This is a genomic window from Exiguobacterium sp. A1_3_1 (assembly GCF_048985645.1).
Classification (GTDB): domain Bacteria; phylum Bacillota; class Bacilli; order Exiguobacteriales; family Exiguobacteriaceae; genus Exiguobacterium_A; species Exiguobacterium_A indicum.
Genome location: NZ_WBYY01000086.1, coordinates 1 through 12656 on the forward strand (window position 1 = coordinate 1; position 12656 = coordinate 12656).

Annotated in this window: 13 protein-coding genes; 7 read left to right on the forward strand and 6 right to left on the reverse strand. The window is 45.5% G+C overall.

Going from position 1 to position 12656, the window contains the following annotated elements; genetic code table 11:
• The 3 genes from F8N00_RS10340 to F8N00_RS10350 form a co-directional block, all read left to right on the forward strand.
• Positions 1–1310 (forward strand): sensor histidine kinase (locus F8N00_RS10340; protein WP_421018174.1); only part of this gene is annotated, 1310 nt, incomplete at its 5' end.
• Positions 1311–1342: 32 nt separating this feature from the next.
• A complete protein-coding gene (locus F8N00_RS10345) occupies positions 1343–3097 on the forward strand; it encodes an EAL domain-containing protein (protein ID WP_421018175.1) in 1755 nt (584 codons plus the stop codon).
• A 61-nt stretch (positions 3098–3158) separates the two neighbouring features.
• Positions 3159–3422, forward strand: coding sequence for a hypothetical protein (locus F8N00_RS10350; protein WP_215148049.1), 264 nt, complete (start codon positions 3159–3161; stop codon positions 3420–3422).
• Positions 3423–3494: 72 nt separating this feature from the next.
• Here F8N00_RS10350 and F8N00_RS10355 read toward each other — a convergent pair whose 3' ends face one another.
• Positions 3495–4460 (reverse strand): DUF4003 family protein, encoded by a 966-nt coding sequence (locus F8N00_RS10355; RefSeq protein WP_421018176.1) that lies wholly within the window; start codon positions 4458–4460, stop codon positions 3495–3497.
• 54 nt (positions 4461–4514) lie between these two features.
• Positions 4515–5030 (reverse strand): DUF1836 domain-containing protein, encoded by a 516-nt coding sequence (locus F8N00_RS10360; RefSeq protein WP_214729548.1) that lies wholly within the window; start codon positions 5028–5030, stop codon positions 4515–4517.
• 112 nt (positions 5031–5142) lie between these two features.
• Here F8N00_RS10360 and trhA point away from each other — a divergent pair, with 112 nt between their 5' ends.
• From trhA to F8N00_RS10380, 4 genes are all read left to right on the forward strand, one after another.
• A complete protein-coding gene (gene trhA / locus F8N00_RS10365; RefSeq protein WP_023467814.1) occupies positions 5143–5790 on the forward strand; it encodes a PAQR family membrane homeostasis protein TrhA in 648 nt (215 codons plus the stop codon).
• A gap of 118 nt (positions 5791–5908) precedes the next feature.
• The gene (locus F8N00_RS10370) at positions 5909–7633 is read left to right on the forward strand and encodes a M3 family oligoendopeptidase (RefSeq protein ID WP_421018177.1); all 1725 of its coding nucleotides are present in this window, start codon (positions 5909–5911) and stop codon (positions 7631–7633) included.
• Between the two features lie 42 nt (positions 7634–7675).
• Entirely contained in the window at positions 7676–8374 is a 699-nt protein-coding gene (gene rpiA, locus F8N00_RS10375) for a ribose-5-phosphate isomerase RpiA (protein ID WP_336449248.1), read from the forward strand.
• A 21-nt stretch (positions 8375–8395) separates the two neighbouring features.
• Positions 8396–8656, forward strand: a complete 261-nt coding sequence (locus F8N00_RS10380; protein WP_336449249.1) for a hypothetical protein — start codon at positions 8396–8398, stop codon at positions 8654–8656.
• 124 nt (positions 8657–8780) lie between these two features.
• Here F8N00_RS10380 and F8N00_RS10385 read toward each other — a convergent pair whose 3' ends face one another.
• From F8N00_RS10385 to F8N00_RS10400, 4 genes are all read right to left on the reverse strand, one after another.
• Positions 8781–9404, reverse strand: a complete 624-nt coding sequence (locus F8N00_RS10385) for a hypothetical protein (protein WP_336449250.1) — start codon at positions 9402–9404, stop codon at positions 8781–8783.
• A complete protein-coding gene (locus tag F8N00_RS10390) occupies positions 9401–10261 on the reverse strand; it encodes an ATP-binding cassette domain-containing protein (protein ID WP_064300172.1) in 861 nt (286 codons plus the stop codon). Before F8N00_RS10390 ends, F8N00_RS10385 begins: the two co-directional genes overlap by 4 nt.
• A gap of 21 nt (positions 10262–10282) precedes the next feature.
• On the reverse strand, positions 10283–12115 hold the full coding sequence (locus F8N00_RS10395) for a hypothetical protein (RefSeq protein WP_336449251.1): 1833 nt from the start codon (positions 12113–12115) through the stop codon (positions 10283–10285).
• A gap of 206 nt (positions 12116–12321) precedes the next feature.
• On the reverse strand, positions 12322–12656 hold a 335-nt coding region (locus tag F8N00_RS10400; protein ID WP_421018178.1), incomplete at its 5' end, for a hypothetical protein.

Below are 12656 nucleotides of genomic sequence, written 5' to 3' on the forward strand. Positions count from 1 at the left end.
TGATTGAAAAAGATCTCGATCAATATTCAGTCTTACGTCGGGCGTTCGTCATGCGTAAATCGGTTCAATTACCGATTGGCGATCAGTTCGAATCGGCGATCCCCGTCCAATCTCCAAGTAATGGACAAGTCGTCGGGTTACTTTATATTCGTCATGCTTTTCCTCAGTTCAATCTAGAGCAAGTCGGGGACTTACTTGATCTATCACGAAAACTCGGAATGACGCTTGAGCGCCATCTCCTGTTCCATCAGATGGAGCATGAAAAAATCAAGACGTATCAGCTCCTCGACTCGATTCGGGAAGCTGTCCTATACATCGAGAGTAGTGGGGAACAGATCTATGCGAACCAAGCCTTGTTGAACATGTTTCCACCGAAGCTCGTCAATCAGGCGCAAGGATTCCGCCACGCCTACGAACGGGCGACGTCGCTGTTTGAACATGTCGATCAGCCAGACGCACTCCATGACTACATCGGTCAACTGATGAATGGGGACATTCCGGGAGAAACGATCGAACTATCAGCGTTTCGAGGGAACTTGCTCCTCAGTGCTTACGCCGAGCGGATTACGATCGCAAACGTCGAGTGGGGTATGATGCTCGTCTTACGTGACGTGACGAAAGATAAGGAACTTGATCTCAAGCAGGCAGAATTCGTCTCGATCGTGTCGCACGAGTTGCGGACACCGCTCTCTTCCATCATGGGCTTCACGGAATTATTGATGAAACGAGAAGTCGATCCGAAGCGCCAAAAGCGGTATTTGCAGACGATTCATTCCGAAACCGTTCGATTGGCGGAATTGATCAATGATATCCTGGAAATTCAAAAAGGGGAAGATTCGACGCACGGCACGCAAAAAGAACCGCTTGATGTGAAACAACTGATGTTCGAGATGAAACCGATGTTTGATCTTGCGAGTCGCGCGCATCGCATCAGCGTCCAGTTCGATCCAGGCTCCTATAGGATTTCAGCAAGCAGCGAAAAGATGAAACAACTGTTTACGAACTTGATCATGAACGCGATTAAATATTCGCCTGAAGGTGGGGCAATCCGGATCAAAGGGTCAAATCAATCGGATCAATTACGGATTGAAATTTCGGACGAAGGGCTTGGTATTCCAGAAAAAGCGCTCCCTTACATCTTTGATAAGTTTTACCGCGCAGATAACTCGGATACGCGCAAAATCGGTGGAACCGGCTTAGGGCTCGCGATTTGCCGGATGATCGTGCTCGATCATGGAGGAGCGATTTCCGTTCAATCGACGGAAGGAGAGGGTAGTACCTTCATCATTCAACTCCCGCTCGACGCATGACCGACAATCAACTGAGAAAGGAGGAAGACACGGTGAATAACTCACACATTCGTTATGAAGCATTGCATCCGCTCGTCGAGGAAATTCTTGAAAAACTGAGTGAACGAATCGGCGTCAATACGTTATTTTTTGCATTGAACGACTCCTATAGCAATTTCGTCGTCAAGGCAATCAATCAAGAACGACAATTGATTGAAGAAGGCTCGACCCATGTCTTCCAACATGTTCTCTGTAAGTTAGTCGTCGATGAGACGGACGGGAAGGTCTCGATCAATGAATTGCTCAATGATCCATTGACGGTCAATCATCCGGTCACGAAAGCTCTTGGAAACGGTAGCTTTTTAGGGGTGGCGATCAAAAACGCGGAGAACGAAAAAATCGGGACGTTATGTGCCTTTGACGATCAACCATTCGACTTCAAGGAGCAGGATATTGCACTTGTCGAACGATATGCCGATATCATTAGTAAATCAATCAATGTCGAAACGTATGTCATCAAAGACGCTTTGACAGATGTCTATAACGAACGCTATATGAATCGACTGATTTCGAGTGTGACGATTCATCCAGCTTTCTTGATGGTCTTGAACCTCGATCGTTTTCATGCGATCAATGCAACGCATGGATACCGATCCGGGAACGAAGTATTGCGCGAAATTGCAAATCGGCTGAAATATGTTCCATTACCGAATCATGTCGTCGGACGAATGGATGGCAATGAATTCGTCGTCTTAGCGGCACTTGAGCAGGAACAGGAATTCGAACAGCATGCAGAAAAGTACGCTCGCATCGTCACGGAAGCGATTGAACAACCGATCGTTGGTGTTGCGGACGAACCGATTCACGTGACGGCATCGTCTGGGGTCAGTCTCCTGACCGGTGACATGGCGAGTCGTCAGACGCAGATTTATGCAGCGGAAGCCTTGATGCAACAAGTGAAACACGACGGGAAACGTCGGACCTCGTTCGTCAATCCGAACCGACATGCGGAGCAGCACCCGTTTGCATCGGTCCTTGAATCAGAGCTGTCGCATGCACTGGAACGGGGACAGTTCGAACTTTATTACCAATGGATCGTCGATGCGAAACAAGAACATTATGTCGCGGTAGAAGCACTTCTACGCTGGAATCATCCAGTGCTTGGCTTCGTCAGTCCGACGGATTTCATTCCGATTGCTGAGAAGATGGAGATTTTTCCGGACATCGGTCGATTTACGATCTGTCAGGCCATCTTGGACCAAAGACGGCTAGAAGAAACGTTTGGTCGTAAGATTTCCGTCGCTGTCAATCTATCGGCAAATCAGTTCGAGTCGGATCAACTCTTTTCCGAGTTAATTCGATTAACAGAAGAGTCTTACTTCCCGAATGAGCGTCTCATTCTAGAAATTCGTGAGGAAGTACTGCAAACACGTCGTCGTTTTGCGATCAAACGCTTGGAACAGTTACGCCAAGCAGGCTATCGTCTGACCGTCGATCATTTCGGTAGTCATTACGCGTCACTCAATTCGTTGTTACGCCTGCCTGTTCAAGCGGTCAAACTCGATCCAATCTTTACGCGTCGACTCGTTCAAAATCAGCTGGAACGTTCGATGATTCGCTCTGTCCATTCCTTGACGTCGACGTTGAACATCGCGCTCGTGATTCAGGAAGTCGAAACACCGTCACAGCTGCAGCACATTCAAACGTTAGATGAGTTGTTGTATGTGCAAGGATACGAGGTCCATCATCCTCAACCCATCGATCAACTACTCGTCGAGGACATCATACGAGGGCGTGCTGAGGTTTAACCGTTCTTCAGTCGGGAATACCTTAAAAGGTAGAACAAGTACATTTTAAGGGGGATGCCAAATGGCTGATCAACACGATAAAGAAACGGATCCGATTACTTCAGGTAACCGAATGACGAAGGATGAGATTGCGGGGCGTGATCCGCAGGACCACGCGGAGGTACCGGAAAAATCGAAGGATGAAAAAGAATCGAAGCATCCAGATCAAGAAGCAGACACATCAAGTGAAGAAGCTTCAAGTGAAGAGGCTCCCGATTTGTCCCATGCTTCAGATGAAGATGGCGATGTCCAGCCTTCTGATGAAGACCAGCAAGATAAAGAATAACTAAAATGAAAGGCAATCGATGTCCGGCAGAAATGCTGGATATCGATTGCCTTTTTTTGATGGAGTAAAAGATTACTCGCCACCCCCACCGCCGTCACCACCACCATCAAATCCTCCGTCGATCCCGCCGTCTGTCGCATGGGACGTGTCGGTCAAATCAACAGGGAAGAGTAAGAACGGAATCGCATCGGTGCCGTCTGGTGGGAGAATCGAAGATGGGAAGAGCTGTTGCAGGATTGTTTGTTGACTTAAATACAATCGGATTGCTGTCAAATAGACTAAGTCCTTCCGGTATTTAAAATGTAAATCGGAGCGTAACGCCTCTGCCATCCGTTCGAGTGACGAAGCGTGAACGTCTGGATCACCGAGTAACGCAAGCATGCCGTGGAACGACAGCGGAACATGGTGTTTACGATGTATCTTACGGGATGCCTCCACTTGTGCGATATAGCGATCCCAATCGTCTTCAGGCAATAAAGCGAATATCAAGGCGACGACATACGTCTGTTGAGCGCGTCCGAACCGTCGTTTGAGTCGTTGATAGACCGTTTCGATACGCGAGGCGAGTTCGTCTAACTCACCGCGTGTCGTAGCGTGAAAATAGACGAAAGAGATCAATAGCGGTGACACGATGAACCGATGTTGTTTTTTGAGGCGTGTGTATAATTGTACCGTTCGTTCAAGTACCGCGTCCTGTGGAGTAAGACGGCTGATGAACAGGGCAGTAGAGTAGGCATTCAAGGGATGCGACAAGCGATGCGATTTAAAATAGCCATGAATCGACATCATCTCAGCAATCCGACTCGGTGTGTGGGCGTCAAAGGCATGAATCTTCGAAGCAAGTAATAATGCCTGGGTGGTTTGTGTATGCAAGCGTATTTTTAAGTCATCTGCTGTCTCAAGCAACACACTTGCGGAAACCTGCTCCGTTCCGATCGTCCGGTCGAATGCCAGTTCGATGAGAATACCATCCTGATAGGTTCTGAATTCTGGTCCGATGTGATCCAGCTGTCGCAAGAAAGTCGTCGCGATCTCCATGACTGTTCCTCCTCTGCCTTTTCTTCTAGTGTATCACGCAGTGAAAGCGTTATCTTATTTTTTCAGTTGGGTGTCAATCAATTGTTCTGCTGCGCGCCGGTACAAGTTACTCATATGAGCCATCGCTAAGATCTGTTCCAGTGGGTCGGTCGTCGAGGCGGTTAGAGCGTCTTGTTCCGTTACGAAGCGGGCTGTATTTCGTTCCGTCAGTTCGAGGTAATTGCGATAAAACCCTTCAAGATCGAGTTGATCCTGTTCGATCCCTTCGTTCAAGGGCGCGAGAATCGTCTTGATATCATTGATCGAAAACGAACTTTTCAATTGATAAATCAAGCTGATCAGAATCAAGTGCTCCTTCGTATATTTTTTATTCGTGACCGGAAAGAATAATTTCTTTTTGGCATAATTGTTGATCATCGTCTTCGTCAAAATCGTCTCGTCTGCACTTCGCGTCGTTTCCTCGAATGTCCGCTCGAACAGTTGGATGACTTGATCCATATAGAGATCGATATTCGGGATATCTTCGAGCCGTAATTGACGATCGTGTCTCGTGTCGTCAGAATGTGTCATAAAAAAACCTCCAAAATTGCTAAAATAGGACTTTCTACTTCTCCATCATATGATAGAATACGTATATAACGCCATGTAGTATTCGAAACTACATATCAGGGGAGGAACGAAAGTGAAAGCTTATATGAGAGAACCGATTAATGGATTAACGCATCTTGGAGGGGCTGTCTTTGCTTTTGTCGGGTTACTGGCACTTGTCATTAAGGCATCGTTAGAACGGGGGGCATCACTTGCGATCGTTGCAGCGATTATTTTTGGTGTCAGTATGATGGCGCTCTATGCCGTCTCAGCGACCTACCATATGGTGCTTGCGAGCGACCGGGCGATCGCCATCTGGCGTCGGTTGGATCATTCGATGATTTATCTGTTGATTGCCGGGTCTTACGCACCGTTTTGTCTCGTCAGTCTGAACGGTCCGACTGGTTGGGTCTTGTTCAGCATCGTCATGTTGATTGCAGTCTCTGGAATCACCTTCAAATTGGTTTGGTTCAACAGTCCACGTTGGTTATCAACGACGCTCTACATCGGAATGGGCTGGATCATGGTATTTGCGATCACACCACTCGCGCAAGTCTTATCACCGCTCGGCATCGGATTATTGTTCCTTGGTGGTATCTTCTACACGATTGGTGGCATCATCTATGGGCTAAAGCCACGGATCTTATCGTTCAAACATCTTGGATTCCATGAAATCTTCCATATCTTCGTACTACTGGGTAGCCTAGCGCACTTCCTATGTGTCTACTTCTTCGTCTTATGAGGATGTCCTCCTTCAGTCAATGGCTGAAGGAGTTTTTTTGTGTCTGATGGAAAATACAGGAGAAGTCGAGTGTCCTCACGAATGAAAGAACGAATAGATCACGCATAGGAGGAAAAGCATGAAACATACACGATGGCAATTAGAGACACTCTACACGATTGATGATGTCAAAGCAGGAATTGCTACGATACGAGCCGCGTTGACGAAACGTCCGACAAATGTGGCAGAACAGGTCGAGCGTTATCAGCAAGTCGCGCGCGACGTCGAGGAATGGAGCGACTTCATTTATTGTCTGTACGCTGAAGATGTCACGCGCTCAGAAGTCCATCCATTGCTCGAAGAGATTGAAATCGTACAAGCGATGGTGCGCAGTGAGGCAGCAGCATTCGATACGAAGATCGCCGCACTGTCACAAGAAGAGTGGGAGGAGTTCGTCACGGGTTCACCATACGCCTTTTTCTTGAATGAACGCCGTGACATCCAGTCGCGTCGTGCACCACTGGTTCAGGAACACTTATTGCAGGATCTCGGTGTGGACGGGTTCCAAGGCTGGGGACAGCTTTACAAACAGCGTTTCATGGCATTACGCGTTGACTTGGATAATAAGCAGGTCACGATTGGTCAAGGACTACACGAAGCGATGTTCGCACCTGACCGTTCGGCTCGTTTAGCGGCAGCGACAGCGGTTGACACCGCGTGTGCACAAGAAGCTGACCTGTTTGCGACAATCTTGAACCGGATTGCCGGCTTCAGATTGCAATCCTACAAGATGCGGAACTGGGAGCAACCATTGACTGAGTTGCTTGAGCAGAACCGGATCTCGGAAGCGAGCCTAATAGCGATGATGGAAGCACTTGATCAACACCGCGACCTCTTTCACGCCTATTACGCTCGCAAGATTGCCCAGGCGGAGCGGGTGACGGGAGAATGGCATGATTTTGAGACAAACACCTATCGTTCCGCCCGTCACGTTCCGTTTGAGATGGCAGAAACAATCGTCACGACACAATTCAAACGATTGAATCCGCAGCTCGGCGCCTTCGCGGAAAACGTGTTTAGTGAGGGATGGGTCGATGCAGAGAATCGTCCTGGAAAAGCAGAGGGCGGATTCTGCGCTGCCTTTCCGATTGCCAAGGAGAGCCGGATCTTTATGACGTACCGCGACAGTTATCCGGACGTCGCGACGCTCGCTCATGAATTTGGTCATGCCTATCATAATTATTTACTGCAAGACGAACCGTATTTAAATCAAGTCAAAGGAACGAGCATCGCGGAGACGGCTTCGACGTTCATGGAGAATCTCGTGCTCGATGCTGCCATCAAAGAGACGACGGAACGGGAGGAAGTGCTCGCTCTCCTAGAGGTCAAGATCCGAGAAGGGTTAAAATATGCCAGCATCGTTCCCGGCATGTTCCGGTTCGAGCAACGGTTTTATGCGGAACGTCAGCAAGGGACGGTCAGTGCCGAACGGTTAAGTGAACTCCTGCAAGAGGAAGAACGGTTAGCCTATGGTCCGGTATTGCCTGAACCGGCGCGCTATAAATGGATGTACATCAGTCACTTATTCAATCCGAATCTTGCGTTCTACAACATTCCCTACACGATCGGTTATCTGCTCAGCAATAGTCTGTATCAGACGGTTCAAGCGGATCCGAGTCAATTTTCGACAGTCTTTGAAGCCGTCATGCATGATTCCGGTCAAGCGACGATCGATGAGATCGTTAAACGTCATCTCGACGCTGATCCGACATCCGTCGCGTTTTGGATGGAAGCTCAGCAACCGCTCGTCCAGGCAATTGAGCAGTACCTGACGTTAACGGAATCCTCTCTCTCCGTCGATTGAAGACGAATCGAAACGGGAACAGAAATGTAGGGAGGGATGCGGATGTATGAACAGGAGAAACAATTAGTCGCTGAGGCAGCACTAACTTACGTGAAAGATGGGATGATAGTGGGTCTTGGGACGGGTTCGACGACGGAACGGTTCATCGAGGCGCTTGGTCCACTTGTGCAGGCGGGACTACAAATTCAAGGCGTGGCGACGTCACTTGCGACGGTCCGACTTGCGGAACGGTTACACATTCCGTTGATCGACTTGGAAGAGGGAATGGAAATCGATGTGACGATCGATGGGATCGATCAGATTGACGGACGATTTCAAACGATCAAAGGTGGTGGCGGTGCACTATTTCGCGAGAAAATCGTCGCACTGATGAGTCGAGAATTGCTCTATCTGACCGATTCCTCAAAGTTCGTCCATCATTTAAGCGGACCGTTACCGGTTGAACTGGATCCGTTTGCGTTACCGTATGTACGACAACGGTTGCGTGATAAGCATGTCTCAGCAACGCTACGCGTGAAAGACGATCGTCCCTTCGTTACAGATGGAGGTCACGTGATTCTTGACGTGGAATTATCAGCCATCTCGGACGTCCGAGTATTTGCAAAAGAAGTGAAGAGCTGGTCGGGTGTACTCGATACCGGTTACTTCGAGCGACAGCCCGATCATGTCCTGACGGTCGAAGAGGGAAAGGTCAAACGTATTGCGCATCCACGACTGCGTGACGGTGGTGGGTTGGTTTAAGGGAAGAAAGAAGGAAACCGTATGGGCTTGAAAAAACGGTATTTATTCGGAGCAGGTGTCATTGCCGGTGCGAGTCTACTTTTGTTCAGGAAGCGGGAACAGGTCACACAGACCGATGCGCTACGTGACTATTTAGCGCATCTCGATCAGGATCCGAGTCCCGATGCTGCGAAGGACCCGGATGAGGTCGGATTGACGAAGCTCGATTCGATCTATCGAGCTGAGTGGCAAGCGAATGGTTTTCCACGTTCGCGGACGGAGCTAGAGGAGCTTGAAAAATAAAAGAACATGAAAACAGCCTTGAATTCAATGAATCAAGGCTGTTTGACTTAGAGGTAATTGAAAAGAGGAGAAGCTCACCATGCCAATTTGAAATCTTATCCTGAATCATATTAGAACTGAGCATTTAGTTACGCTTACTAATCTTTGCTATCGACATAAAGCTAAATAAAATTACTAAAATGCCAACAAATTGCACCTTTACATGATAAAGAGGATCAAAATAATTTGTTTCGAATTGAAACACGTGTGGCCAGGGCATGAACTGTCCTTTTGTGACGACCTCGAGCAAGGTGTACATAAGTAGAAGGGAGAGTGCATATTCAAACCGTTTTGTCCAAAGTATAAGTGTCATACCGAAAAATAGAAAGAGCAGTATCAACTCTATATGGTGTAGAAAAACGATTGTTGGTATATCGACATCATTGAACAATAGTGTCCCGGTTAAAACTAAATAACCAACAAAATAGAGTAATAGAAAGCGAAGAATATCCATTACAAGCCACTTACGGTAGTAGGGAACTAATGTATCGTATGCACCTTCTTCGAAAATTGGCTGAAAATGTAAGATGACCGTCCAAGCAATCCAAGGAATAAATGCCGTCTGGATAACTTGAATGCCGTAAAGCATCGGATTAAACAAAATATATGACTCTACACCAATAAACATAATTATAGGGAGAAGCATCGCGACTCCATGTAATCTCCAATCAAACCAAAATAATCTTTTGAACGCTAGGCTTCTTTTCATTTCGAACCTCGCATTACCATCAAGTAACCGTCCATCAGTTTGGGTTCAATGTCCGACGAAGAGGCTGCGGCTTCTTCTAAATAGCGAACCTCGATTTGCTCACCGTGTTCATTAAGATCAACGACTCGTTCGTCCTGCATCCATCCACCAAGTTCCTCAAGGGAGACCTTTACGCTCGAAAGATGACCTCTAGCTAAATTCTTCAGTTCTAACGGTGTTCCTTCAAATCGAACGATTCCATTTTGTAGAATTCCGATTTTAGTACACAAAAACTCAATGTCTTCGACAATATGCGAAGAAATGATGATAGTGTGATCTTCGCCTAATTCACGTAGTAAGTTTCTGAAACGAATTCGTTCTTCGATATCTAGTCCAGCTGTTGGTTCATCAAACACAAGGATTTTAGGCTTGCGTAATAAAAGCTGTGCGATACCCACACGCCGACGCATTCCACCAGATAAATCATTCATTCGCATGTCTCTCTTATCTTGGAGATTCACGCGGTGAAGGGCTTCGTCTACTTTTTCTTGACGCTCTGATTCTGTAGTAATACCTTGTAATAAAGCAAGATGAAGAAGTACATCTTCCACTTTGAGACTAGGATAGATATTAAAGTCTTGTGGTAAAAATCCGACTTCTCTCGAAACATCCGCATATTTTCTCTTCACAACGGACTTTCCGTCGATACTAATTTGTCCTCCAGAAACGGAAGTCAGTCCACATAGTACTTTCATCAAAGTCGTTTTCCCTGCTCCGTTTGGACCTAATAGACCAAAAATCCCTTCGATTTCAAGCGAAACATGGTGTAAAATTTGTTTTTTTCGATAGGATTTTGAGAGATGTTGTAACTGGATCATGACTCCATACTCCTTTGCACTCTATTTTTCCGTCTCGTTTAATTCTGAGTACCATTTTTTCAACAATATTAATTGTTGCTTATGGTCATAGTCCATAAATTCTTTAATCCAACGCTCTACTTCCTTCATATCTAAGTTAGATTGTTGGAGGAAAAATGGATCCACCTCTATTGGCTCTAGTTTTAATTCTGTTTGAATCCAATAAGAGAAGGCAGCGTTGAATACTTTCCATTTGGGTTGTACCTTCACTTCACTTGAACTATTTGACCAAAGAATTCCTGGCACATAAGTTGCCACTACTTCACTTAAGCTTTGATCCAAACGGAGTGTCGTTCCAATCTGCAACAAGAGATGCGCATCATCAAGATAACTGTTTCGTTCTTCGTTTGGAGAAACAAGGATAATTTTTTTAGGTACTACCGTTTGTTTATCAAATGTTCGCTGCACTACAGCGTTAGTTTGTTCTAATGTTTTTTGGACCGATTGCCAGTAAGTTTGTGGCATCGACCACGAAACATCTGTAACGATTTCATGTTCTTCATACTCATAAACTTTAATATTCCCTTGCATCATCGTTACACCAGCTACACGACCTACTAAAGATCGCTCTCCCTGTCTTTTTAAGTTCGTTATGATGTCTTTCGGAATGTCTCCCGAGATTTTAACGTCAGTCATTCTTTGTCGATCTCCGACAAGATCTAACGTTTCAACACCTAAACGATTGATCGGCTGAGACTGCCGAACAGGATACCAGTTTAACGTAGCGGGCAAGTACCATATATCTTTTGTAAGAGCAAAATATGGACTGTTTTTAATGTCATAACGAACTGTAACGTTCGTTGTAGAACTATCTGACGAAATCGGAAAAGAGATAAAGTCGCCTTGACGCTTAAATTTAACTTTCCTGTTGTTTACTATTACAGCGTTTACGTCGTATTCATGCCACAAAGAAAGACTGATAGATTGTTTCTGAGAAACTTTCATTAACATATCAGCTTCTACTCTTAATGCGTTGGTTTCTTGTACCATGTTCAAGTTCATCTTTTGAATCTTATAGTCAAGAGCATCCTGTTCAGGAACAAATGTATACGGAGGTTTGTAGTGCTTTGATAAATCAGAATCAAAACTACGATCAAAACTCAATTGATTGTTTGCAAGTGCTAGGGGAGATACAAAGACAAGGACCCCTAATCCAAGTATGGAGAAAACTACTGTCAAAGTTCGTTTAGAAGCTCTTAAGTTCCATTGTCCAACTAAAAGGAATAAAAAGACGCATTGCAGTAAAATATGAAGGAGGTTTTTTATAAAAAGAGCTTCATTTCCGAGAAATCCACTGAGTTGTGCATGGACATGTCCCGGTTGAATAGGACCAATAAACAATAGACTACGTATTCCTTCGAATCCACCTTTGTAGAAATAGTCAGAGAAGAACTCGGTATTTAATGGACCAATCAATACCCATACGAGAAAGAGTGCCAACATGCCGGTCTTTCTCTTTCCAAACATCAGTGCACAGTTGATCCCCCATAATGCAGCTAGAATGAGCGGTAAGAAGTAAAAAATCAAGGCATGCTTTACGACATCAAGTTGAAATGTAGACCATGGAATTTCTTGATTCTGATAGTAGAGGAACAAACCTAACAGACCTATCAAGAGAGTTGTCCCCATAAAAATGACATGATTGAGGAGGATTGAAAAAATTCGCTGATATTGTATGTTAACGATATCCGGGAAGAGTATGCTTTGTCGATACTGAACTTCTTCTGAAACAAGTCGATACATATAGACGGCGACTAGTAACATCATTCCTTGTACAGGAATAACAAACCCATTCAAGAGGCTTGCATAATCCATGTACACATACTCCTCCCGGATGTCGGCGATGATCTTCATTCCAATACTAAAAGGAAACAAAAGTAATGAGAATACGTAAAAGTAACTCTTGGCCATCTGTAATCCGTAAAACTTCAGTAAATCTTTTATTATAATTTTCTTCACTTTTTTCACCTCTTTAAACGCATAGAAACACCGATTTCAAAAAGAAATCGATGTTTGTTAAATCAGTTAACTTTAGTCACTGCTTCACCATAGATGCTAGTAGCACCACTTTGAGTGTTCGCTTGTGAATAATATTGGTGAGACTTAGTAGCAGAGAATCCTGATGTCACTGTTTGTGACGGGTTGGCAGTCCGAGATGCAGCGGTAGAATCCGGCCAGAAGTCGATTTCACGCTTAGCGTAACCTTGGACATAGAATGTAGGACCTGCACTTGATACTTTAAGTGATCCAGTTGTTCCTGAAGCGGTAACAGTAGAACCAGTTGCCGTAGATTTACCAGGACGGATACTTGCTGTTGAAGTACCAGATGCCATCGCAGCAGTAGCACATAAAACAC